At 34.1% G+C, this 25,751-nt stretch carries 23 protein-coding genes and 2 tRNA genes; 23 read left to right on the forward strand and 2 right to left on the reverse strand.

The window, feature by feature from the left end; all coding sequences use genetic code 11:
* The first annotated feature begins 319 nt into the window (after positions 1–319).
* The 12 genes from dnaA to CLO1100_RS00060 all read left to right on the forward strand — a co-directional run bounded on the left by dnaA (position 320) and on the right by CLO1100_RS00060 (position 10,389).
* On the forward strand, positions 320–1,642 hold the full coding sequence (gene dnaA, locus CLO1100_RS00005) for a chromosomal replication initiator protein DnaA (RefSeq protein WP_014311705.1): 1,323 nt from the start codon (positions 320–322) through the stop codon (positions 1,640–1,642).
* A 247-nt stretch (positions 1,643–1,889) separates the two neighbouring features.
* Entirely contained in the window at positions 1,890–2,990 is a 1,101-nt protein-coding gene (dnaN, locus tag CLO1100_RS00010; RefSeq protein WP_014311706.1) for a DNA polymerase III subunit beta, read from the forward strand.
* A 26-nt stretch (positions 2,991–3,016) separates the two neighbouring features.
* Complete coding sequence (locus CLO1100_RS00015; protein ID WP_014311707.1) at positions 3,017–3,232, forward strand: RNA-binding S4 domain-containing protein; 216 nt, start codon at positions 3,017–3,019, stop codon at positions 3,230–3,232.
* 13 nt (positions 3,233–3,245) lie between these two features.
* Entirely contained in the window at positions 3,246–4,364 is a 1,119-nt protein-coding gene (gene recF / locus CLO1100_RS00020; RefSeq protein WP_014311708.1) for a DNA replication/repair protein RecF, read from the forward strand.
* Positions 4,365–4,431: 67 nt separating this feature from the next.
* Positions 4,432–4,701, forward strand: coding sequence for an extracellular matrix/biofilm biosynthesis regulator RemA family protein (locus CLO1100_RS00025; protein ID WP_004619018.1), 270 nt, complete (start codon positions 4,432–4,434; stop codon positions 4,699–4,701).
* A 31-nt stretch (positions 4,702–4,732) separates the two neighbouring features.
* Entirely contained in the window at positions 4,733–6,661 is a 1,929-nt protein-coding gene (gene gyrB, locus CLO1100_RS00030) for a DNA topoisomerase (ATP-hydrolyzing) subunit B (protein ID WP_014311709.1), read from the forward strand.
* Between the two features lie 267 nt (positions 6,662–6,928).
* On the forward strand, positions 6,929–7,702 hold the full coding sequence (locus CLO1100_RS00035) for an AAA family ATPase (protein WP_014311710.1): 774 nt from the start codon (positions 6,929–6,931) through the stop codon (positions 7,700–7,702).
* A gap of 5 nt (positions 7,703–7,707) precedes the next feature.
* Entirely contained in the window at positions 7,708–8,553 is an 846-nt protein-coding gene (locus tag CLO1100_RS00040; RefSeq protein WP_014311711.1) for a ParB/RepB/Spo0J family partition protein, read from the forward strand.
* A gap of 163 nt (positions 8,554–8,716) precedes the next feature.
* Entirely contained in the window at positions 8,717–9,247 is a 531-nt protein-coding gene (locus tag CLO1100_RS00045) for a DUF4446 family protein (protein ID WP_014311712.1), read from the forward strand.
* A gap of 44 nt (positions 9,248–9,291) precedes the next feature.
* Positions 9,292–10,053, forward strand: coding sequence for a hypothetical protein (locus CLO1100_RS00050; protein WP_014311713.1), 762 nt, complete (start codon positions 9,292–9,294; stop codon positions 10,051–10,053).
* 113 nt (positions 10,054–10,166) lie between these two features.
* Positions 10,167–10,257: transfer RNA gene (locus CLO1100_RS00055), tRNA-Ser, on the forward strand.
* A gap of 40 nt (positions 10,258–10,297) precedes the next feature.
* Positions 10,298–10,389, forward strand: a tRNA-Ser gene (locus CLO1100_RS00060).
* A gap of 323 nt (positions 10,390–10,712) precedes the next feature.
* Here the strand turns inward: CLO1100_RS00060 and pssA are convergent.
* Positions 10,713–11,252 (reverse strand): CDP-diacylglycerol--serine O-phosphatidyltransferase, encoded by a 540-nt coding sequence (pssA, locus tag CLO1100_RS00065; protein ID WP_014311714.1) that lies wholly within the window; start codon positions 11,250–11,252, stop codon positions 10,713–10,715.
* A gap of 229 nt (positions 11,253–11,481) precedes the next feature.
* Between pssA and CLO1100_RS00070 the strand changes: the two genes are divergently transcribed.
* From CLO1100_RS00070 to CLO1100_RS00100, 7 genes are all read left to right on the forward strand, one after another.
* Positions 11,482–12,120, forward strand: coding sequence for an HAD-IA family hydrolase (locus CLO1100_RS00070; protein WP_014311715.1), 639 nt, complete (start codon positions 11,482–11,484; stop codon positions 12,118–12,120).
* Positions 12,121–12,176: 56 nt separating this feature from the next.
* Positions 12,177–12,722 carry a hypothetical protein gene (locus CLO1100_RS00075; RefSeq protein ID WP_242836643.1) on the forward strand — a complete coding sequence of 182 codons (546 nt, stop codon included), beginning with the start codon at positions 12,177–12,179 and terminating at the stop codon, positions 12,720–12,722.
* Positions 12,723–12,801: 79 nt separating this feature from the next.
* Complete coding sequence (locus CLO1100_RS00080) at positions 12,802–13,056, forward strand: DUF2508 family protein (protein WP_014311717.1); 255 nt, start codon at positions 12,802–12,804, stop codon at positions 13,054–13,056.
* 128 nt (positions 13,057–13,184) lie between these two features.
* The gene (locus CLO1100_RS00085; protein ID WP_014311718.1) at positions 13,185–13,376 is read left to right on the forward strand and encodes a pro-sigmaK processing inhibitor BofA family protein; all 192 of its coding nucleotides are present in this window, start codon (positions 13,185–13,187) and stop codon (positions 13,374–13,376) included.
* 275 nt (positions 13,377–13,651) lie between these two features.
* Positions 13,652–17,203, forward strand: coding sequence for a pyruvate:ferredoxin (flavodoxin) oxidoreductase (nifJ, locus tag CLO1100_RS00090; RefSeq protein WP_014311719.1), 3,552 nt, complete (start codon positions 13,652–13,654; stop codon positions 17,201–17,203).
* Positions 17,204–17,328: 125 nt separating this feature from the next.
* A complete protein-coding gene (locus tag CLO1100_RS00095) occupies positions 17,329–18,537 on the forward strand; it encodes a glycosyltransferase family 39 protein (RefSeq protein WP_014311720.1) in 1,209 nt (402 codons plus the stop codon).
* A gap of 144 nt (positions 18,538–18,681) precedes the next feature.
* Positions 18,682–19,665 carry a CotS family spore coat protein gene (locus tag CLO1100_RS00100; RefSeq protein ID WP_014311721.1) on the forward strand — a complete coding sequence of 328 codons (984 nt, stop codon included), beginning with the start codon at positions 18,682–18,684 and terminating at the stop codon, positions 19,663–19,665.
* 612 nt (positions 19,666–20,277) lie between these two features.
* Here CLO1100_RS00100 and CLO1100_RS00105 read toward each other — a convergent pair.
* Complete coding sequence (locus CLO1100_RS00105) at positions 20,278–21,948, reverse strand: formate--tetrahydrofolate ligase (RefSeq protein WP_014311722.1); 1,671 nt, start codon at positions 21,946–21,948, stop codon at positions 20,278–20,280.
* Between the two features lie 266 nt (positions 21,949–22,214).
* On the opposite strand from CLO1100_RS00105, the gene CLO1100_RS00110 reads away from it, so the two are divergent.
* The 4 genes from CLO1100_RS00110 to ispE all read left to right on the forward strand — a co-directional run bounded on the left by CLO1100_RS00110 (position 22,215) and on the right by ispE (position 25,736).
* Positions 22,215–22,460, forward strand: coding sequence for a sporulation peptidase YabG (locus tag CLO1100_RS00110; protein ID WP_014311723.1), 246 nt, complete (start codon positions 22,215–22,217; stop codon positions 22,458–22,460).
* A gap of 118 nt (positions 22,461–22,578) precedes the next feature.
* Positions 22,579–22,845: a Veg family protein gene (locus CLO1100_RS00115; protein ID WP_014311724.1), complete on the forward strand. Its 267-nt coding sequence runs from the start codon at positions 22,579–22,581 to the stop codon at positions 22,843–22,845.
* 267 nt (positions 22,846–23,112) lie between these two features.
* Positions 23,113–24,681 carry an SPOCS domain-containing protein gene (locus CLO1100_RS00120; protein WP_014311725.1) on the forward strand — a complete coding sequence of 523 codons (1,569 nt, stop codon included), beginning with the start codon at positions 23,113–23,115 and terminating at the stop codon, positions 24,679–24,681.
* Between the two features lie 203 nt (positions 24,682–24,884).
* Entirely contained in the window at positions 24,885–25,736 is an 852-nt protein-coding gene (gene ispE / locus CLO1100_RS00125) for a 4-(cytidine 5'-diphospho)-2-C-methyl-D-erythritol kinase (protein ID WP_014311726.1), read from the forward strand.
* The last annotated feature ends 15 nt before the right edge of the window (positions 25,737–25,751 follow it).

Below are 25,751 nucleotides of genomic sequence, written 5' to 3' on the forward strand. Positions count from 1 at the left end.
TATTTGCACATAAACCTGTGGATATATATCATCTTGAAATATATTTTTGTGGATATCTCTCGTTTTTCTTATTGAATTTTCCACAAAACTCTGATATATTTATTAATACTTGTTGATAACCTGTGTGTTTTTAATCTGCATGGTTGTTAATAACTTTTTACTTTAATGTAACAAACTATTTTTTGTATTTCTCACTCATGAAAAAACTTGTACAAGCTTTTTAACTCGTAGCGTTTTTAGCAAATAACGTGCTTATTTATATTCGATATCATGCACATTTTTTATTATTAATATGTATAACCAAGGTGGGCGAAGGGACATGAACGTGCAACTTAATGAAATATGGAACCGTACATTGGAATTATTAAAAGGTGAAATGACCGAAATCAGTTTTAATACCTGGATTTTAACAATAGAACCAATATCTATTGATTCTAATACAGTTACTTTAGGAGTACCTGCTGATTTTAATAAAGGTATTCTTGAATCAAGATACTCATATCTAATAAAAAATGCATTAAGGCAAATAAGTCACAGAGAATATAATATTTATTTTGCTATACCTTCACAAGCACCTGTAAAGCCCGCAGCTCAGGAATATAACGAAGACTCTAATATGTCTTTTTTAAATCCTAAATATACATTTGATACATTTGTAATCGGAAATGGAAACAGATTTGCTCATGCAGCATCGTTAGCCGTTGCGGAAGCACCAGCAAAAGCATATAACCCTCTTTTTCTTTATGGAGGAGTTGGTCTTGGAAAAACACATTTAATGCACGCAATAGGTCATTTTGTTTTAGGGCAAAATCCTGCACTAAAAGTTTTATATGTTTCTTCAGAGAAATTTACAAATGAACTGATAAATGCAATCAGAGATGATAAGAATGAAGAATTCAGGTATAAGTACAGAAATATAGATGTTTTACTTATTGACGATATTCAGTTTATAGGTGGAAAAGAAAGAACAGAAGAAGAATTTTTCCATACTTTTAATGCTCTCTATGAAGCCAATAAACAAATAATCATATCCAGTGATAAGCCTCCAAAGGAAATTCCTACTCTCGAAGACAGACTTAGATCCAGATTTGAGTGGGGATTAATAGCTGATATCGCTCCGCCTGATCTGGAAACCAGAATCGCTATACTCAGAAAAAAAGCCCAACTGGAAAATTTGGATGTACCTGATGACGTTATGGTTTTTATTGCGGATAAGGTAGGTTCCAATATACGTGAACTTGAAGGTGCTTTAAATCGAGTTATTGCATACTCAACTCTAACCGAGAATATCATAAATGTTGATATGGCGGTGGAAGCTCTTAAAGATATGCTTAATAACAGTAAAGCAGTCATTATAAATTCTAAAACTATACAAGAAGCGGTCTCCAGATACTTTCACCTTAAAACGGATGAACTTAAATCAAAAAAGAGATCCAGAGACGTTTCTTTTCCTCGTCAAATTGCAATGCACCTCTGTCGTGAAATGACAGATATGTCTCTACCCAAAATTGGAGATGAATTCGGTGGCCGTGATCATACGACTGTTATACACGCATGTGAAAAGATTAATCACGATCTTGAAAATAGTGCGGAATTAAGAAGAACAGTAGAGGATATAAAGAAAAATATAACTGGGGGTTAAATCTAAAATTTCATGAAAGTTATGCACAGTTTATGTTGATTTGGTGATCAAAATCTGTGTATAACTTAGTGTTTTGGATAAACTTAATGTTTTGTTGAAAAAAAGTCTCGATTGGTCAACATTTTATTAACACCATCAAGCTATTGGTATAACTAAATCAGACAAGTTATACACAGATTTAACACCCCCTACTACTATTATTACTGTTTTTATATTTTAATTATATTTAAAAAACGGAGGCACCTAGATGAAAGTTATATGTTCTAAAGAAAATTTACTCAATGGGATTAATATAGTTCAAAAAGCCGTATCAACCAAAACTACTTTACCAATACTTGAAGGAATTCTTCTGAATGCTGAGGATAAGTTCAAGTTAACCGGTAATGATCTAGAAATCGGTATTGAATGCTATGTTGAAGCTGATATAAGAAGTACCGGGTCTATTGTTATAAATTCTAAAATATTTGGGGATATTGTAAGAAGATTACCTGATTCAGAAGTTCTTATTGAAGTTACAGTAAATAATCTAGTAGTTGTTGAATGTGAAAATTCACATTTTGAGATAAAAGGAATAAATCCATCGGGTTATCCTTCACTACCTGTTGTGGAAAAAGAGAATGTTCTATCATTGACACAAGGTGATTTAAAGGATATGATCAGACAAACCGTATTTGCTGTCGGATCTGATGAAAACAGACCTGTGTTGACCGGATCATTGATCGAAGTAAAAGATAAAGAATTAGTTATTGTATCAATAGACGGTTTCAGACTTGCTTTGAGAAGAAAAATTTTAGAAAGCGACATTAATGATTTTAGTGTTATTGTACCCGGAAAAACTTTAAACGAAATTTCTAAAATTCTTCAGGCAACTGATGATGATGTAGCTGTTTACAGTTCGAATAGTCAGGTGGTATTTGATGCAAAGTCATGGAGAATTGTTTCTCGGCTTATTGAAGGTAAATTTTTAAATTATAATAGCTTGCTTAACAAAGATTTTGAAACAAAAGTTGTTATTAATATAAAAGAATTTCAGTCAAGCCTTGAAAGAGCTTCACTTATTTCGATGAATGATAAAAATAGCCCTGTAAAGCTTTTTATAGGCAATGATAAAATTGTAATTACATCAAATGCGGATCTTGGAAATGTCCGTGAAGAAGTTAAAGCCGAGATAGAAGGAAATACTCTGGAAATAGGATATAATCCTGCTTTTTTAATTGATGCATTAAAGGCAATTGATGAAGAGAGAGCATCTGTATATTTTATTACTACAAATGCACCTTGTACTTTAAGACCGCTTATTGAAAGCAATAATGATTTTGCTTATCTGATACAAGCTGTAAGAATTTAAATATACGACGGAATATTGGAGGCTTTATGGAAGACGTAGGAATAAATACTGAGTTTATTAAGCTTGATCAATTTTTAAAATGGGTTGGTGCTTGCGATAACGGTGCCATGGCTAAGGGCTTTATAATCGACGGCTTTGTCAAGGTTAATGGTAATGTTGAATTTCAACGTGGAAAAAAGCTCAGAAATGGTGATATTGTAGAATTCGATCAAAAACAATACAAAATAATTCAAAATAGCTAAATGAGGTAATGCATTGATTGTCAAAAGCTTGGTTTTAGAGAATTATAGAAACCATACAAATACAAGACTTGTATTTTCTGATCGTTTTAATATTATTTATGGTGATAATGGCCAAGGGAAAACAAATATCCTTGAAGCCATTTATTTATGTGCTTCCGGGCGTTCACACAGAACATCGAAAGATTCCGAATTAATAAAATTCGGATGTGATAAATTCAGTATTAATGCTCATATTTTCAATGCCGGAAGTTTAGAAAAAGATATTGAAATTGAATATTATGAAAACCAAAAAAAACAAATAAAAATAAACGAAATTCCAATTAAAAAAATCGGTGCACTTATGGGAAATCTTTATGCTGTATTGTTTTCCCCAGAAGATTTATTTATAGTAAAACAGGGACCTACTGAAAGAAGAAGGTTTGTTGATATCACACTCAGTCAAATCAAACCTTCATATTTTTATAATTTGCAACAACTGACAAAGATTCTAAAACAACGAAATACACTTCTTAAGAATATCAACAGTAACCCTAAATTAATGGATACTGTTGATATCTGGAACATCAGGCTTGCCGAGGTTGCAGCATCAATTATTACTGCGAGAAGGACTTTTTCAAAATTACTTTCGAGTTTGGCAGAAAGTCAACATAATTTTCTTACTGATAAAAGTGAAAAAATTTCATTTGATTATAAATGCAGCTTTCAGATTACTGAAAATGATGATAAAAAACAGATTCAAAATCTATACATAAAAAACCTGGAAAAGAGTATTTCACGAGATATAATACTAGGTTATACCACTGTAGGCCCACATAGAGATGATTACGATATTATGGTTAACGATAAAAGTCTTAAATTATATGGGTCCCAGGGACAGCAAAGATCAGCAGTCCTATCATTGAAAATTGCCGAGATTGAATTGGTAAAGAAAGAAACAAATCAGTATCCAGTTTTACTTTTGGATGATGTTATGTCTGAATTAGATAACAATAGGCAAAAATATCTTATGGAAAGCATAAAGGAAGTACAAACTTTTGTTACATGTACAAGTACAGAGCATTTTGAAAATTTATTGTCCGGCGAAAGTAATTTTTTAAAAATTGTCGGAGGAAATATTCAGAGTAGTTTATAAACGATAATTTGCAATAAATAAGTTAATAATGTAAAATTGGGTTTAGAGATTATGGAGGATTTAAAGTATGTTTTTGCATATAGGCGGAGATGTTGTTATTCCTATAAAAAATGTAATAGCTATTATGGATATAGACACGACTACTATTTCTAAAGATACAAGAGAATTTCTTAAAGTTGCGGAAGAAGAAGGTTTTGTAATAAGTATATCGGAGGATTTACCAAAATCATTTATTATTACTGAGACTGATAAAAAAAGTAAGATATATTTATCTCCGATATCATCAGTAACATTGCAAAAGAGATCAAAATATATAACTGAAATATCAAATATTTAATTGATTGTTGAAAGGAAGTATACAAGATACTATGAATGATTTTAACAATGCTTCATCTTATGATGAGAGTCAGATTCAGGTGCTGGAAGGCTTGGAGGCTGTACGTAAGAGACCTGGAATGTATATAGGAAGTACCTCAAGCAGAGGATTGCATCATTTAGTTTATGAAATAGTTGCGAATAGTGTTGATGAAGCACTTGCCGGAAGATGTGATACAATTCAAGTAATTGTTCACAAGGATAATTCTATTACTGTAACTGACAATGGAAGTGGTATTCCTGTTGGTATACATCCTAAAATGGGTATTCCAACTCTTGAAGTAGTACATACAATACTTCATGCCGGGGGAAAGTTCGGAAGTGGTGCATATAGTGTTTCAGGCGGACTTCATGGTGTTGGAGCCTCTGTTGTTAATGCATTATCTGAAAGTATGGAGGTTGAAGTAAAAAGGGAAGGGCATATTTACAAACAGAAATATTCTCGAGGAAAACCTGTTACTTCTGTTGAAATAGTGGGCGAAACTGAAGAAAGCGGAACAATTACTACCTTTAAGCCGGACCCGGAAATTTTTGAAGATATTGTTTTTGACTTTGATGCAATGATAACCAGATATAGAGAAATGGCATTTTTAAATAGAGGCATAAAGATTAAGCTTATTGACGAGCGTCCTGATGAGATAATTGAAAAAAATCTGCATTACGAAGGTGGAATTATCTCTTTTGTTGAGTATCTTAATAAAACAAAAGAACCTTTACATGATAAAGTAATTTATTTTGAAGGCACCAGAGATGCAAATATAGTTGAAGTTGCAATGCAATATAATGACAATTACAATGAGACCGTTTTTAGTTATGCTAATAACATTGCAACAACAGAAGGCGGAACACATTTAACCGGATTTAGAACTGCTATTACTAAGGTTTTAAATGATTATGCCAGAAAATTCAATATTATTAAAGAAAACGACAAGAACTTATCAGGAGAAGACGTACGAGAAGGTCTTACAGCGGTAATAAGTGTAAAACTTCCCGAGCCCCAGTTTGAAGGACAAACAAAAACAAAGCTTGGTAATAGTGAAATAAGGACACTTGTTGAAAACGTTGTAAGTGATAAATTGAACATATTTTTAGAAGAAAATCCTTCAATTGCAAAAATTATTCTTGATAAAAGCCTTACTGCGGCCAGAGCAAGAGAAGCAGCCAGAAAAGCGAGGGAATTAACCAGGAGAAAGAGTGCTATGGATTCCAGTACCCTTCCAGGTAAACTAGCTGACTGTTCCGAAAAGGACCCAACAAAGACAGAAATATTTATTGTTGAGGGTGATTCTGCAGGTGGTTCTGCAAAACAGGGAAGAGATAGAAGAATACAGGCTATACTTCCTCTGTGGGGTAAAATGCTTAATGTTGAAAAGTCAAGACTGGATAAGGTGTTTGATAATGAAAAATTGGCTCCTGTTATTATTGCTCTTGGAGCAGGTATAGGAGATGACTTTGATACATCAAAATTAAGGTATGACAAGATTATAATTATGGCTGATGCAGATGTTGATGGTTCTCATATCAGAATGTTACTTTTAACATTTTTCTTCAGATATATGAGACCGCTAGTTGAACAGGGTCATGTCTACATTGCAATGCCTCCTTTGTTCAAGGTTTATAAGGGAAAAGAAGAATTTTATGCGTATGATGACAGACAGGTAACTAAGATTTACGAAGAGCGTGGATGGAGAAAAGATGACCCCAATGTTAACATACAAAGATTCAAAGGTCTTGGAGAAATGAATCCTGATCAATTGTGGGAGACTACAATGGATCCTGAAACACGTACCATTATAAAGGTTGATGTTCAGGATGCAATTACAGCTGATGAAGTGTTCAGTATGTTTATGGGAGAGAAGGTTGAACCGAGAAAAGAATATATCCATATGCATGCAAAGGATGTAACATATTTAGATATTTAATAGCCGTAATATATAAAAAAAAGGAGTTTTTACTCCTTTTTTTGTTTTTAGGATTTAATTATAAGTCGAAATGTTTCACGTGAAACAAAAATCTGTATATAAGAAAATTTGTAAAATGTTTCACGTGAAACATATTACAAATAAATTATATTCTTTGTAATATCATATGTCATATGATATAATTTTCAATTAGAGAGCAAAAGGACACCTATTAAGGTGTTTTGTTAATTATATGGTAAATAAGGCTCAATAAGGAGTGAGGTATTTTTGGCAAAAATAATAGCCATTGCTAACCAAAAGGGTGGAGTAGGGAAAACAACAACGGCGGTAAATTTAAGTTCATGTCTGGCATACAAGGGTAAAAAGGTTTTAGTTATTGATATAGACCCCCAAGGAAATACAACAAGTGGACTTGGAGTGGACAAAAAAAACATAACACATTCGGTATATGATGTTATTATTAATGATGAACCAATTGAAAATACGCTATTACAGACATGTATCGATAGCCTAATGATATGTCCGTCAAATATACAGCTTGCCGGAGCAGAAGTTGAACTTGTATCAATGATTTCAAGAGAAAATAGGCTTAAATCAGCATTATATTACATACGCAAGGAATTTGATTTTATTATAATTGATTGTCCTCCTTCCCTGGGACTGCTTACTTTAAATTCCCTCACTGCTTCTGATACAATTTTAGTGCCTATACAATGTGAATATTATGCATTGGAAGGATTAAGTCAACTAATGAATACTGTAAAACTTGTTCAAAGACACTTAAATCCTCAGTTGGAGGTTGAAGGTGTTGTTTTGACAATGTTTGATGCACGTACTAATCTGTCAATACAAGTTGTAGAAGAGGTCAAAAAGTATTTCAGCAATAAGGTGTATAGGACAATAATTCCAAGAAACGTTAGATTAAGTGAGGCACCGAGTTTTGGTCTTCCTATTATTTTATATGATGCAAAGTCAAAGGGTGCTGAATGTTATATCGATTTGGCTGAAGAAGTTATTGAGTATGCTGAAGAGGTGGTATAGAACTTATGATAAAAAAAGGTCTGGGCAAGGGACTTGGAGCATTAATCTCGAATGAATCATTAGGTGAAGAATCAGGTATTCTACAACTAAGAATAAATGAATTGGAGCCTAATATTGGACAACCACGTAAAAATTTTGATGACGAAAAATTGATACAGCTTGCTGAATCTATTAAACAACATGGAATCATTCAACCTATTATTGTAAAAAAAGAGGATAACACATATACAATTATTGCAGGTGAAAGAAGATGGAGAGCTGCAAAATTAGCAGGTTTGGCCGATGTACCGGTAATTGTAAAGGATTTTTCTAACAAACAGACTATGGAAGTTGCCCTTATTGAAAATCTTCAAAGAGAGGATTTAAATCCAATTGAAGAAGCCGAAGCTTTTCTTCATTTAATGGATGAGTATAATTTGACTCAGGAGCAAATTGCTGCGACCATTGGAAAGAGCAGGCCGTCTATAGCAAATTCTTTGAGATTGCTGGGATTGACAAACGAGGTCAGAAAATTTATTATTAGCGGTGAGTTAACCAGCGGACATGCAAGAACATTAGTTATTATTCAGGACAAAGAGTTACAGCAAAAAGCTGCTGAATTTATAATCGAAAATAAATTAAGTGTAAGAGAAACCGAAAATTATGTAAAGAAGCTCTGTAAAGGAGATAATAAAGATAGAAAAAAAACAGAAGTAAACAACCCTGAATTGATCGATGTGGAAAACAAACTCAAAAATATTTTGGGTACCAGGGTTAAATTACAATCAAAAAACAATAAAGGTAAAATTACAATTGAATACTATTCTAATGATGAATTGGAAAGGTTATTGGATTTTTTTTATAAGACTTAAAAAAAGTGAGCTTTTAAAATCGATTTTAAGCCATTTTTTTAAGTGATGGAATGATATTATATTCCTACAAAAAGAAATGCGTTAAAATGAAAATAAAGCTTTATAACGTAATTTTAAAGATAATTAACTACATGGAGTGAATCTACAAGGGGAGCAGGTTAAGATGAGTGACTTTTTAACAAATATATTGAATATGCAGTTTGAGATATTAGTGCTTTTTGGAATTTGTTTTATTTTAATAATAATTAATTGTTTTATGCTCATAGCAAATATAAAGAAGACCAATAAGCTTAAAATTAAATACAGAAAGTTTATGAATGGGTTAAGTGACAGAAATATTGAAGAACTTTTGGAGACATGTTTGAATAATACAAATTCTGTAAGTACAAAAAACAGAGAAATTGAGCTGCAGATTAATAATATAGAAAGAAGACTGCTTCAATGTATACAAAAGGTCGGAATAGTTAGATTTAATGCGTTTGATAACGTTGGCAGTGATTTAAGTTTTGCTATTGCTCTTTTAGATAATAACGATTCAGGTGTAGTTATAAGCGGAATATATTCAAGAGAAAGTTCTTCAACTTATTCCAAACCGGTTGTATCCGGAAAATCAAAATATACTTTATCGGCAGAAGAGATACAAGCTATTGATATAGCAAAGAAAACAAACATCGAAAGAAGTTATGTAGATTAACTAATTACAATAATGTTTCCGGTAGTAAAATGGAGGCCTTTAACATGAATATTCATTTTCATAGCAATAAAGATAATAAAAATGAAAAAAAACAAATATGGATGTATGCTGTAATTTTATTTACAGGCGCATTTATTATACTTTTATTAACAGCATACAGTCAGGTAAAATTTCAGAATAATATAAGTGACTATCAGAATAAACTTTCTTCACAGGAAAAAGCAAAGCTTACTGCTGTAACAGATTTAAAATCCGCTTTAAAGGAAAATGAAAGACTAAATAAGGAATTGGAATCACTAAGGAATAAACTAGTTGAATCTGAGCAGGAAATTGCTACTCAGAGCTCAAAAACAACTGATATGGAGTCAAAATATAATAGTACAGTAAGTGCAACAGATGCGCTTGTTAAGGCAATGGAATACTTTAATCAGAAAGATTATGTAAATTCGGCCGTTACGCTTAAATATGATGTTAAGATTGAATATTTAAGTCCGCAGGGTTTAAATACCTATAATGATTTAATTGGGAAAAGCTATGGAAAAGCTTCATTAAAGCTGTATAGAGATGGATACAAGAATTATAAAAATAAAAACTATGCAGGGGCGATAATAAATTTAAACCGTGCAATTGATTTCTCAAATAAGAATGAATATTACATTGATGATGCATACTATTATTTAGCCACATCATATTATAAGAGCTCAAATTATAATGATGCAAAAAGGATAATAAATGACTTTCAAATTAATTGTCCTGCAAGTGAATTTGCTAGAAATATGAGAAATCTCTTGGAAAAGATGATGTAAAATAGATAGTGGAATAAATTACTTTTAAAAGTTATGGTTTATTATAAAGTAAGGTGTTGACAAAAGTAAAAAATCATTGTAAAATTAAACACGTCGCTTGACAAAACCAACATGGAGAGATGGTCGAGTTGGTTTAAGGCACCGGTCTTGAAAACCGGCGTAGGTGTGAGCCTACCGTGAGTTCGAATCTCACTCTCTCCGCCACAAAAATATGAGCTGGCTTAAAAGCCAGCTCAAGTTTAATGGAGAAGTACCCAAGTAGGTCGAAGGGGACGGTTTGCTAAACCGTTAGTCTGGGCAACTGGAGCAAGGGTTCGAATCCCTTCTTCTCCGCCAAATTTGAAAAGCCTGATTGTATCAGGCTTTTCAGCGTTTTATGAGTAAAAAAGGACACTATTTTGAAGTAAAATTTTTAAATTAGTGTCTTTTTTTTATTTTTAGAGAAAAGCTATGAAATGCCTGCCTACATTGATTCAATTTACTTCTTAACCACTTCCATATTTATTGCGAATTTGAATATAATTCACAGATTTGATTTTTTTTAAAGGTTATTAACATTGATATAATAATTTGTGGATAAAACAAATTACTTTTCATATAAAATGTGAATAAAAAAGAACCATGATTTTAAACAAAAATCGTGGTTCTTTAAAAATAATTTACCTTTTTTTAATCTGGATTTTACTAACCATAAGGTAGGAAAGTAAAACAATAATTATCGCAGTTACTATAGTGTTAATATTACTATAGTTATGGTGTTCAATTGAATAACTGTTGTACAAATTAACTATGGATAAAAATGCACCTGCAATAGTTATCGGAACCCCTGAAAATACATTGTTAAATGTAGTTACATTGTAACGTGCCAGTCTGTACGCACCTGCAATAGGAAACAACACTGCAAGTAAATACCCAAGTACCGTTAAATCAAAGAAACTTATCTTCCAGGCAATTATTATTGGTGCTACACCAAAGGAGATTAAGTCTGAAAGCGAATCCAATTCTTTACCAAGTTCACTTGTACTATCCAACATTCTTGCCACCTTACCGTCAAATCTGTCTGTTAATGCAGCAACCATAACTAATAGGGATGCCTGTATCATGTCATTTTTTATTGCAAATAGTAATGCAATAATTCCAAGCGAGAGATTTATAAATGTCAGGAGGTTAGGCAAAGAATGCTTTATTGTGTTTTTCAAATGATCCACCCTCTACTTTAAATAATTATTATGCTATACCGGCTAATTTCTATTTCGTAAAATATATAAACTAAAGTATATATGATTTACATATATTATAGATTATAATTAATATCATAAAAATTAACAAGCTAATTAATTATGCATAATCTATTATACGATTTAAAGTTTGATAAGTATGATTAACATTAGTCTATTAATATTAAAAGAGGATGGATGATATATTACAATGAATAATTTTAAGTATATTTTTTTTGATCTTGACGGAACACTTATTGATACTGTCCCTTTAATTCTGGATTCCTTTAATTACACGTTTATTCATCATTTTGGCGAAACACGTCCGGAGGAAGAAACTATAAGTTATATAGGGATGCCATTAATTAATCACTTGAGAGATTTATATCCGGGGCATGAGGAGGAGCTTGCAAAAACCTATCGGGATTATAACGATAGAAGACATGACAGCTGTATTGGAGTTTTTATTGGGATTTTTGAGACAATAAAAATCCTTTATGATAAAGGGATAGTTATGGGAGTTGTAACTTCAAAAAGACGGGAATTGGCTCTCAGAGGATTAAAACTATTTAATCTTAATCAATTTTTTAAATTTGTTAACGGATCGGAGGATTCAAAAAAACACAAACCCGATGGCGATCCATTGATTGTTGCAATGAGTAAAGCCGGCGTTACAAACAAGGATGAAGTTTTATACGTAGGAGACAGTCCGTTAGATATACTGTGTGCAAAAAATGCAGGAGTCAGAAGCGCTGCCGTGGCATGGACCTACAGTCAAAGAACGGATCTTGAAAAGGTTGAGCCGGATTTATTTATAGAATGTCCGGCCGATCTATTAAAATATGTATAAATCTGTATAAACAAGAGCAGTTTGAGTAAAATATAAAACTACTTAATTATACAGGAGTGGTTTTATTGGCTAAAACAGTAGTAGCTATATTTGAAGCTTATGAAAATGCTGAAAAAGCAGCGTATGAAATTCGTGAAAAGGGGCTTAGAACTGATAATATATCTATAATGACTAAAACAGGAAGTAATATAAACAGGTATAAGCCGACAGATGGTGGAAGTATAGAAACAAGCAAAAAAAATAGCAATCCTTTTGTAAGGCCCGGCAGTTTAAGTGTAAGAATCTCTGATGGTATAGTTACCGGAGGCATTATTGGAGGCATCTTAGGTATACTTATAGGAGGAGTAAGTATGTTTATTCAAGGTTTAGGTTTTGTTGCAGCTGCAGGGCCTATAGGTGGCCTATTTATCGGTTTGCTTGCAGGAGGAGTAATAGGAGGATTCATTGATTTCCAAGTTCCCAAAAATAAAAAAAAGGAATTTGAAAAATTGATTTCAAACGGGAATGCTCTTTTTAGTATGATGACAGATGATGACCGTTCTGAGGATATTCTGGAAATATTAAAAAAGAATGGTGCCTTAATGGTTGAAAAATATCAGTAGCGAATATTTCCCAATTTGCATAAATAGTATTATAATGGGTCAATCATTATAATACTATAATGTATTAAGGAGTTTAATTATGGAAATATCGCTTAATAAAGCATTAAACAATGTTGTAAAAACATCAGAAGCGAAAGCATTGGCCAGTGAGAGGGTTATTCTCCTAAAGGAAATAGAAAAGGTAAAAGGAGAATTGCAAAAGGCCTACAAAAATTTTGACTATGTAAATGATTCATTAATGGTTGACTACTATACATACCAGATAAAAGCGTATGAGACAATGTTTGAATTTTTGATAAAGAAGGCAAAAACCATGGGCATTAATGAATTGTAATGAGACCTGATAAGGACCTTATTCCTCAGTGAATAAAGTCCTTTTTTATTTTTGAAAGAATATTTAACTCAAATAGTTAATATATTTCTTATAGCAGGGACAAACCTTTTATAGAAAGGGGAAGTACTATGAATATAGGAAAAGGGGTTAAAAAACTTTTCATTAATATAATTCTTGGTGTAATTTTATTAATAATTATTAATTTTATAGGTTCATATTTTGATTTCAGAATAGCATTAAATGTGTACTCTGCTTTAATAGTTGGGGTTCTTGGAGTACCCGGGTTAATACTTCTTGTTTTTTTACAGTTTATGGTGTAGAACACTAAAGTACAAAATTTTTGGTATATTGTTATAATCAATAATTTTTAGTAGGATAATCAATTATACTGTATACATTATATAAAATGCCTACTCCATGATAATTGTAAAATACAAATAAAATATTACGATTTATATGCAATTTCTAAGGGATTCTAGGCTAAATGTTGTATACAAAGAACAAAACTAAGGCTGTACAACCTTTACAAATGGGCAAAAAAATGATAGAATATGTCGTTGAATAGTGTTTTTAGTTATTAAGGAGGTAAGTTAAAATGTCAAGACATAAACAATCGATGGATGGAAATACAGCTGCCGCACACGTTTCCTATGCGTTTACTGATGTTGCTGCTATTTACCCAATCACACCTTCAAGCCCAATGGCCGATTCTGTTGACCAATGGTCTGCTGCTGGTAGGGAAAATATTTTTGGTAGTCAGGTTAAAGTTGTTGAACTTCAGTCTGAAGCAGGGGCTGCGGGAACTGTTCACGGCTCTTTGGCTGCAGGTGCTCTTACAACAACATTCACAGCTTCACAAGGTCTTCTTTTGATGATTCCTAACATGTACAAAATCGCAGGCGAATTACTTCCTAGTGTATTCCACGTTTCTGCTCGTACAGTTTCTACACATGCATTGAACATCTTTGGTGATCATAGTGACGTATATGCTTGCCGTCAAACAGGTTTTGCAATGTTAGCTGAATCAAATCCACAGGAAGTAATGGATTTAAGTGCAGTTGCACATCTTGCAACAATTGAAGGAAAAGTTCCTTTTATAAACTTCTTTGATGGTTTCCGTACATCCCACGAAGTTCAGAAAATTGAAACATGGGATTATGCAGACTTAAAAGAAATGTGTGATATGGATTCCATAAAGGCTTTCCGTGAGCATGCATTAAACCCTGAAAAGCCATCAATGCGTGGTTCACATGAAAATGGAGATATATTCTTCCAGCACCGTGAAGCATGTAATACTACATATGATAAATTACCTGCTGTTGTTGAAAAATACATGGCTAAGGTAAACGCTAAACTCGGTACAAATTATGATTTATTCAACTATTACGGAGCACCAGATGCTGAACGTGTTATAGTAGCTATGGGTTCATTCTGTGATGTAGCTGAAGAAGTAATAGATTACTTAACTGCTGCAGGTGAGAAAGTTGGTCTTATCAAGGTTCGTTTATATCGTCCTTGGGTTTCCAGCAGTTTGCTAAAGGTTCTTCCAAAGACCGTAAAGAAAATAGCTGTTCTTGACCGTACAAAGGAACCGGGATCATTGGGTGAACCATTGTATCTTGATGTTGCTACAACACTCCGTGAAGCAGGACTTAATGATATAGTTGTAACTAATGGCCGTTATGGTTTAGGTTCAAAGGATACTCCTCCATCTTCAGTATTTGCAGTATTTACTGAACTGAAAAAGGATGCTCCTAAGTCACGCTTTACTTTAGGTATCGTAGATGATGTTACATATTTAAGCTTACCTGAAATTAAGCCAGCTCCTATAACTGCAGCAGCAGGTACTGTTGAATGTAAGTTCTGGGGTCTGGGCGGAGACGGAACTGTTGGTGCTAACAAGAATTCAACTAAAATTCTCGGTGACCACACTGATAAATATATTCAGGCATATTTCCAATATGACTCAAAGAAAACAGGTGGTGTAACTATTTCTCACCTTAGATTCGGTGATAAGCCAATCAAGAGTCCATATTACATAAATCAGGCTGACTTTGTTGCATGTCACAACCCATCATACGTTGTTAAGGGATTCAAGATGGTTCAGGATGTTAAGCCGGGCGGAATCTTCATGATCAACTGTCAGTGGTCTGATGAAGAATTAGATACTAAATTGAATGCTGCTGCAAAGAAATATATTGCAGACAACAATATTCAGTTATATACAATCAACGCTATAGATAAGGCAATGGAAATTGGTATGGGCAAACGTACCAATACTATCCTTCAATCAGCATTCTTCAAGCTGGCAAATGTTATGCCAATTGACGAAGCTATTAAATTCATGAAAGAAGCTGCTAAGAAATCTTACGGCAAGAAGGGCGACGCTATTGTAGAAATGAACTACAAAGCTATTGATGCAGGTGTAAGTGCACTTCATAAAGTTGAAGTTCCTGCTTCATGGTCAAATCCTGAAGCTGATCTTGCAGCACCTGAACTCATAGGCAGCCCTGAATTAGTTGATATGGTTAAGAATCTGCTTAACCCGATTGCATTAATGGATGGTGACAGTCTTCCAGTATCTGCTTTTGCTGATATTGCTGATGGACAGTTCGAACAGGGTGCTTCTGCGTATGAAAAACGTGGTACTGCCGTATTAGTTCCTGAATGGGATGCAAACTTATGCTTACAATGTAACAGTTGTGCATTTGTATGTTCACATGCAACTATTCGTCCATTCATGTTGAGTGAAGATGAAATAAAGGCAGCACCTGCTAATATTAAATTAGCTGATACTAAGCCAAAAGCTAGTGAATACAAGTTTACTATGAGCGTATCTCCTTTGGATTGTATGGGTTGTGGTGAATGTATCACAGTATGTCCTGTTAAGGAAAAGGCAATCAAGATGGTACCTCAGGAATCACAAGCTGAAGAACAGCCAGTATTTGATTACCTGGTTGCAAACGTTGGAAAGAAACCTGGAATGCCTGCAGACACTACTGTTAAGGGCTCACAGTTCAATCAGCCGCTTCTCGAATTCTCAGGAAGCTGTGCAGGATGTGCTGAAACATCATATGCTCGTTTGATAACTCAGTTGTTCGGTGAACAAATGTATATTTCAAATGCTACAGGATGTTCTTCAATATGGGGAGGTCCTGCTGCTACAAGCCCATATACAGTTAATAAAGATTCAAAAATGGGTCCTGCTTGGGCAAACTCATTGTTTGAAGATAATGCTGAGCATGGTTACGGTATGCAACTTGGACAGAAAGTTATCCGTGATCAGGCGATAGCTCAGATTGAAAAGCTTGCTGCATCTGATAAAGCTTCTGATGAATTAAAGGCTACTATTGCTAAATTCATTGAGACAAAGGATATGACAAGAGAAAATGCACCTGCTACTAAGGCATTGATAGTAGAACTTGAAAAAGCTGCTGCTGCAGGATGTGATATTTCAAAGGAAATACTTGAAAAGAAACAGTACCTCGCTAAGAAATCTATATGGATTCTCGGTGGTGACGGATGGGCATATGATATCGGATTCGGTGGACTTGACCATGTACTCGCTTCAGGGGAAAATGTAAACGTTATGGTATTCGATACAGAAATGTACTCAAATACAGGCGGACAGTTATCAAAGGCTTCAAACATCGGCGAAGTTTGCCAGTTTGCTGCAGCTGGTAAGGACATAGGCAAGAAGAGCCTTGCTGAAATCGCTATGAGCTATGGTTACGTTTATGTAGCACAGATTGCTCTTGGTGCTAATCCAAATCAGACAATCAAGGTTATTGCTGAAGCAGAAGCATATAACGGACCATCATTGATTATTGGTTATGCTCCTTGTGAACTCCACGGAGTTAAGGGCGGAATGAACCATTGTCAGGATGAAATGAAGAAGGCTGTTGCTTCCGGTTACTGGAATCTCTTCTCATTCAACCCTGCTTTAAAGGCAGAAGGAAAGAATCCGTTTACTTTGACATCCAAGCCAGGTGACGGAACATATCAAGAGTTCCTTAATAACGAAACACGTTATACTCGCTTACAGCGTGCATTCCCTGACCGTGCGGATAAACTCTTCCAAGAATCAGAGAAAGCTGCTAAGGAACGTTATGACCATTTATTAAAGTTGGTAGAACTTTATAAATAATATATTTTAAGACTAAAACCCGTCGGATAATGAGTCCGACGGGTTTTTTTCATCTTTTAAGGATTTTTAGCTGTATGAATACTATGGAATAAGATAACACTTTTACAATGGGGTGAAAGGGTTATATGAAAAACAAATATTCAGTATCTGTTTTAGCCTTGATTCTGATAACAACAATAATTAAACTTGTACTGATTTTTATCTATCCAGAGATACTGTCGGTTCACAGCGATGATATAAATTATTATATGAGCTCACTTTACTTTTTAAAGAGAGGAGTTCTCACATACAGAACTTTTAATGAAGCTACGGTTTTTATAATGCCTTTGTACCCACTTTTTGTTAGTGGGGTATTAAAGATATTCGGAATAGGTTTTTGGGGACTACAAGCAGTCAGAATAATTCAAACAGGGCTTTCTGCATTGAGTATTCTGTTTGTGTACTTAACAACCAAAAAACTATTTAATAAAAAGGCAGGATTGATATCAGCTGTAATATTTTCCTTTTACCCTCCCAATCTTGTAACACCAGGATATATACTTACGGAGTGTCTTTTTACTTTTATTCTGTTGGCTTTAATATATTTTTCTTTCAAATTTGCCGATAATCTTAGCATTTCCAAGGCTGCAATTCTAAGTTTAATATGGATAATTGCAGTTTTTTGCAGACCAACGGTGTTATTCTACCCGTGCTTCTATCTGCTTTATATTTTTATTAATAAATATTATAGGCTGTCCCAATGTATAAAATATGGTATTACAATGGCACTAATATTTATTTTATCGGCTCTTCCGTGGTGGGTAAGGAACTATAATGAATATCAGACGTTTATTCCTTTAACGGCGTCAAGTGGTAATCCACTTTTGCAGGGCACATATATTAACTACATACAAACTCCTGAAAACACAACAAACTATGAGGTTGGAAAAACAGCTTTGGAGACAGACAATATAGAAAGTAATGTAGCATTCAAAAGAATCCGGGAAGGGTTTAAAAATCATTTCTTAAAGTATTTATGCTGGTATACACTAGGAAAGACGTTTTATTTTTGGACAATTCCTTTTTATTGGACGGATGTAATTGGCATCAGTTTTGGATTGGCGGTAGTTTACCACTTCTTTATTATCATTACCGCTATTTATGTCGTTTTCAAGGGTGTAAGAGAAAGGCTGTTTATGAAAATCAGTCTTATTGTCTTTATTGCATTATACTTCAATTTTGTACACTGTGTATATATGTCCTTTGACCGGTATGCATACCCTATTATAGGAGTTATGTGTATTTATTGCGGAGCTGCATTTGTAAGCAGTAAAAATATAAAAAATAAGTTTTAATTCTACAAATCCTATACTTTTCATATAATCTAGTATCACATTTTGCTTAATAGTCATTTTATGCTGCAAAGATATTGTTATTAAATAAAATGTACACGCTGTTAAAGTTTGCATTACGGGCAAAAACAGCTCTTGGAGGGCAATATGAATGAATTTGAAAAGGAATTGCAATTAAATTACAACCTAAAAATTAAAAATTTAAATAACTTTAGGGATATGTTTCTGGCTGATACGGATACGGGTAGGAAACTTGTAAAAATATCATCGGTTAAACAGGAAAGAATTAATTTCATAGGGGAAGTAAAAGAACATTTGTTTAATAACGGTTTTATACATATTGATAGAAATATTCCTACTGCTAAAGGTGACTATAGCATTCAGTTTAACAATCAGACAGTTTATATAACTGACTATATAGAAGGAAGGGAATGCAATCTTGACAATAAAGAGGAAACAATAGGATGTGCAGGGTTGCTTGCTAAAATGCATAGAGCTTCCTATGGTTTTACGTGCTCTGAAAACAGCTATGGCAGAAGTGAGCTGGGGAGGATGCCGGGGAGCTACAGAAAACGTTTGGATGAAATCAAGAAACTTAAAAAGAATGCACAAAAGGGCAGAATGAAATTTGATAATCTGGTGACTAAGAATATTGATTATTTTTATGAGGTTGGTGAAAAGGCGCTAAGCCTGCTTCTTGCATCTGATTATTACGAGCTTGTGGAAGAAGCACAGCAAAACAGAACTATTTCTCACCATGATTTTAATCACCATAATATATACCTACAGAATGATGAAATGTTTCTGATTAATTTTGAATACTGCTGTTATGATTTAAAAGTCTATGACCTGGTTAATCTTCTACGAAGGAAAATGCGTAAGTGTAACTGGGATATAAGAGAGGCTGCCGTTATTTTAAATGAATATAGTCGGTATGAAACATTAAGCGACAATGATATGAATCTGATGAAAATCATGCTAATGTTTCCACAAAAGTTCTGGAGGGTGATAAATAAGTATTATAATAGCAGGAAAAGCTGGTCTGAGCAAAGTTATTTACTTAGAATGCAGGAAGTTATTGATGAGGCTCAGTGCCACCGGATATTTCTGGAGAAATTTAATGCATTGTAAAAATCCCAACTGGTAAATAAAAGATAGCCGACCATCAGGCCGGCTATAAATATACATTTTAAGGATAATATTAATCCAACTACTATTTTTGTGTAGCCATAAAATCTTTTGCAAACTCTATAGCCTTTTCCTTTGAGAGAGGCTCTTCGGTAATTTGTATAAAAAATTGATATTCAATTCTGTTTACTTCCCAGTAAAGCTTGTACATATCTTGTAGGTTTTGAAGTCATATCTGTAGAGCACATATAATTATTATCACGTTTAAAAGGATACAATGGTATTGTAGATTTTATCCACTTACCTTTAAAATCTTCTACAGTTACTACAGTACATTTATCCGAGTAGATTTTAAAATATTTTGCTGGGTAACATTAGATATTTACGTTTGTATTATCTTTAACATAGGTTGCCACTGCTGCTCTAAAAACCTTGCATTCTGACAATTTTAATAAAGCATCATTGCTTTGGGCAGCTTTCAACATCTTACGTTTTGTGTTAACACATAATATAAGAGGCTGGATAAATAGAATAAGTTCATCTTTTGAATAAAAAAATGAAAAAATTAGACTGGCTCCTTAAAGGGCCGGTCTTGAGCTTTTATATTTTACTTTATTAGAATAGTCCTGTGATAACACCTGTCTCATCTATGTCAATTCTCTCTGCTGCCGGTACTTTAGGTAATCCAGGCATTGTCATTATATCTCCGGTAAGTACTACTATAAACCCGGCTCCTGCAGAAATACGAACCTCTTTTACTGTAACATCAAAATCCTGGGGTCTACCAAGAAGTTGAGGATTGTCAGACAATGAATATTGGGTCTTTGCCATACAGATTGGAAGTCTGTCCAGACCCATTTCTTCTATTTTAGCAATAGATTTTTCTGCAGCAGCATTATAAATAACATTCCTGCCACCGTAAATCTTTGAAACTATCTGCTGCACCTTTTCCTTTATAGGGAGCTTTTCATCATAAATAGGTGCAAAATTGGAAACCGAAGAATCAGTAAGAGCCACAAGTTTTTCTGCCAGCTCTATTCCGCCTTCACCGCCCTTTAAAAATACATCTGAAAATGCAACCTCAACACCCATAGAGCTGCACTTTTCTTGAACCAGCTTGATTTCAGCTTGGGTATCGGTATCAAAATGATTAATGGCAACCATAACAGGGACACCAAACTGTTTGAGATTTTCGATATGCTTTTCCGCATTTGCAAAGCCTTTGGATAACGCTTCCACATTTTCTTCTTTAAGATCTTCTTTTTTTACACCACCGTTATATTTAAGTGCCCTTATTGTGGCCACAAGGACAACCGCGTCAGGTTTAAAGCCTGCAAATCTGCATTTGATATCAAAGAATTTCTCTGCACCAAGGTCTGCACCGAAACCGGCTTCGGTAATAACGTAGTCAGCCATTTTCAGTGCAAGTTTTGTAGCCGAAATACTATTACATCCGTGAGCAATATTTGCAAAAGGTCCACCGTGCATTAAAGCAGGAGTTCCTTCAAGGGTCTGAACCAGATTAGGCTTTATTGCATCTTTTAACAAAAGGGTCATTGCACCGTCAACCTTTAGGTCATGTGCAGTAACTGGCTTTCCTTCGTAATTGTAGCCAATGATTATACGTCCAAGTCTTTTCTTTAGGTCTGTAATATCCAGAGCAAGGCAGAGTATTGCCATTATTTCCGAGGCAACAGTGATGTTAAAGCCATCTTCTCTTGGAACACCGTTGATTCTTCCGCCAAGTCCTACAATTACATTTCTAAGTGCCCTGTCATTCATATCCATGCAACGCTTCCAGACAATTTGGCGGGGATCTATACTAAGAGTATTTCCCTGCTGAAGATGGTTGTCTATTGCAGCTGAAAGAAGATTATTTGCTGCAGTTATTGCATGCATGTCGCCCGTAAAGTGAAGGTTAATGTCTTCCATAGGAACAACCTGAGCATAACCACCTCCGGCAGCCCCTCCCTTAATACCCATTACAGGACCCAAAGAAGGCTCTCTTAAAGCTATAACCGCATTTTTACCTATCTTGGCCATAGCCTGTCCAAGACCTACAGTAGTGGTTGTTTTTCCTTCCCCTGCCGGAGTAGGGTTTATAGCAGTAACAAGAACAAGCTTACCGTCCTTTTTATCCTTTAACTTATCCCACAGCTTATCTGATAACTTGGCTTTGTATTTACCATAGAACTCAAGATCTTCGGTATCAATACCAAGATTTTTTGCTATATCTGCAATATGCTGCATCTTACATCCCTGAGCAATTTGTATATCAGTTTGCAATATAATTTCCCCTTCCGAATACATTTATTATTTAAAAAACACATTATTTCCATATATATAACAGGATTAGAATAATTAACTTAAATACGAAAATATTATATAACTTAAATAGACTTCACACAATAGTTCACAAAACAAGGCTCAAAAATCATAGTATAGAATATAAAGACTATTTAAATGTATAATGGCTGAATTACTAAATTTATTATAGATTTAATAATTATTTATATATTTGGCATACTATAACTTGAAGGGGAAGAATAATTATGAAGGAGATTGAATTAGGAAGCTTGGTTTACAGAAAATCTTATGAGAAAGATGTTCTTTTCAGGGTAGAAGACATCAAAGACTGTGATGGCAGAAAAATAATTATTCTTAAAGGTGTAGAGGTTCGGTTAATTGCTGATGCAGAAGAGGATGATCTTGATATTTTAGATGAAAACAATGAGGAACAAAACAGTGAAGAACATGATGAAAAAGTAATTGATAACGATTTTCAAAGCACCCCTTAGGGTAGGCGTATATACAAAAAATGCTTGACATAAGGGCAATACGCTTGTATAATATATTATTTTTGACAAGCGTCTGAATTTATGCTATAATAAATTAAACTGATGATGAGGTGATACCATGATAGACAAAGGAGAGCTTTTTCAGATAAAAAGAGATATCGAAGGCTGTATTGGTGAAAAGGTACAGCTCAGAGCAAATAAAGGACGTAAAAAATCTTTCATACGTGAAGGCGTTCTGGAAAATACTTATCCAAGTATTTTTGTAGTTAAGTTTGAAAACGAGTATGATAATACCAGAAGAGTTTCATATAGCTATACAGATATATTGACAAAAGCTGTTGAATTAGTTGTATGTAAGGATAACAAAAAAATTCAGGTATGTTAATCTTGTTTAAGATTTTTATTAATCCTTAGGATTTATGTTATAAGCTTTCTGAGAAACTTAATAATATAACAAAACAAAAAGGGGACACAAATATTTGTGTCTCTTTTTTGTTTTGTAGGTTATTGTAGACGAATAAAATATAATTAAAAGTATTTTTGAGGAATAATACCATTACATGGAAAATATATATTACATAGTACATAGTTGTTTGTTTTCATATTTTAGATTGTGATATGCAATATTTAAGGATAAGGGGAGGTTGGAAAAATGTCTCTGGAGTTGTTAAAACAGGCATTTAAAGTAAACAATTTATTAGGCGAGGATACAATAGATAATGTTATTGAAAATGATATAATTGTTCCGGATGTTAAACCGGATATTGCCAAGATACTTCTTCTGGATGGGGATGTATTCGTTACCGGGTGTGACACAGGAACCGACAGAGCTGTGGTTTCAGGCTGCCTGCTTGTTAAGATTCTGTATATTTCGGCAGATGAAAATAGAAGTGTTAAAAGTATTACAACGAATATCCCATTTTCTTATACTATGGATATACCCGGAGTAAGAAGCGGTGTTAAAAGCAGAGCAAAGGGCACAATTGAGCATATAGATTACACCCTACTTAATGAAAGAAAAGTAAATATAAAAGCTATCTTATCAATAAATTGCAGGGTATTTGATGAAATCGATAGAGAGATAGCCTCAGGGATAACAGGTATAGAGGATATTCAGGTATTGAAAGATGATATCGATATAAATACTTACCTGGGCAGTAATAAGGTAAACTTTATTATAAAGGAAGATATGGAGCTTCCTTCTACAAAGCCAACTATTGCCGAAATTCTTAGAAATGATTTAAAGATTTCGGGCAAAGATTTTAAAATATCTGACGGTAATGTAGTGGTAAAAGGAGACATAAATATTGCTACCTTGTACATAGCGGATGATGAAACCAGGAGTATGCAATATATGGAAAACGAGCTGTCATTTACACAGTTTATTGAGCTCGAAGGTGTCAGAGAGGATACTGACGTAAATTTGGATTTCGATTTGGTTGATTACAAAGTTGAACCTTTTGAGGACAGTGATGGAGAAAAGAGGAATCTTAGGGCTGAAGCGACAATTAATATCTATGTAACCGGCTTGTACAAAAATTCATTTGAGGTGCTGGCAGATGCCTACAGTCCAAAAACAAGAATTATTCTTGAAAAACAGCAGTTCTCTATAGACGAGACTGTTTCAGACAACAAAAGTCAGCTTATAGTCAAGGATACATTAAATTTTGAAGACTTTAATCCTGAAGTCCGTGAAATATTTAATGTACTGAGCAGGTGTAATGTTTCTGACACACAGATAGAGGATGAAAAACTAACTGTGGAAGGGTCAGTGCTAAATAATGTGATTTACCTGTCCAATGATGAGGAACAGCCTGTATTCTGTTACAGTAAGGAGATTCCTTTTAAACACATTGTTGAAATTAGGGGTTTGGCAAGTGATATGAAGGTAGATACAAGTGTTGAAATGGAGCATTGCAATTATAGTATGCTGTCAACAGACCAGGTAGAGGTTCGCTGTGCGATAGGTGTAAATGCCAGAGTTGAAACCACTAAGGTTATTCCTGTTATAAACAAGGCAACGGAAGGAGTTATTGATGAGAAAAAAATTCTTTCTATGCCCAGTGTAATAATATATATTGTGCAACCCGGTGATAGTTTGTGGAAAATTGCAAAGAAATACTCTACAACTGTGGATAATCTTCTTATGGTTAATAACTTAAATGAAAAGGATGTCTTAATGCCGGGACAGCAGCTGCTTATTCTAAAAAGGGCCATTTAAATATAAGTATATACATAGATATAAAAAAAGGTTTTTGAGAGTTACCTCAAGAACCTTTTTATTTTACACTGTTATAATAAATGTATTTATTTTTAATAATTTGATACACAAAAATTGCCGAAGGCTTGTTGTGATTGAATTTATTGATATAAGGATGTATTTTGTATATAATGTACTTAAATAAAAAGCAAAGGATATGTATAATGATCACATTAAATGCACATGCAAAGATAAATTTATCTCTGGATGTACTCAATAAGAGGGACGACGGTTATCATAACCTTAAAATGATTATGCAGACCCTACAATTGCATGATATCATAACTATTCAGGAAATAAAATCGGGTATTGAGATAGAATGTGATGCTCCGTATGTACCGAATAACAATTCAAATATTGCCTATAAAGCCGCTGAGAAGCTAATTGGAAAATATGGGCTTGATACAGGTGTGCGAATAAAGATAGAAAAAATGATTCCTGTGGCTGCCGGACTGGCGGGAGGAAGCTCCGATGCTGCAGCAGTTTTAAAGGGGATGAATAAACTTTTTGGGTTTGGACTGGATCAACAGGGGCTAATGGATATAGGAAAGACAATAGGTGCTGATGTTCCGTACTGTATAGTTGGAGGGACTGCTCTGGCAGAAGGGATAGGAGAGATAATCACACCTTTGCCGGAAATGGAAGCTATCCCAGTTATACTAGTAAAACCGAGGTTTGGGGTTTCAACAGCATCCGTATTCAAAGGTCTCCAAATGGATAAAATCACCGACAGGCCTAAAACTGATTTGCTTATAGAAGCACTTAGAAATAAAGATACAAATTTTATAGGCAAAAACCTATGTAATGTTCTTGAAAGTGTGACTGTGGAGAGATATCCTCTGATAGATAAAATCAAGAAGGATTTAATGTCCAAAGAGTCAATCGGAAGCATTATGAGCGGAAGCGGTCCTACTGTTTTCGGTTTATTTGCAGATGATGGTATAGCCAAAAAGGCTTACAGTAAAATAAATAAAAATAGAGTTGACTGTATTTTGACATATATTACGAATGATTAAAGGGAGGATCATAAA

This window comes from Clostridium sp. BNL1100 (assembly GCF_000244875.1).
Lineage (GTDB): Bacteria > Bacillota > Clostridia > Acetivibrionales > DSM-1351 > Ruminiclostridium.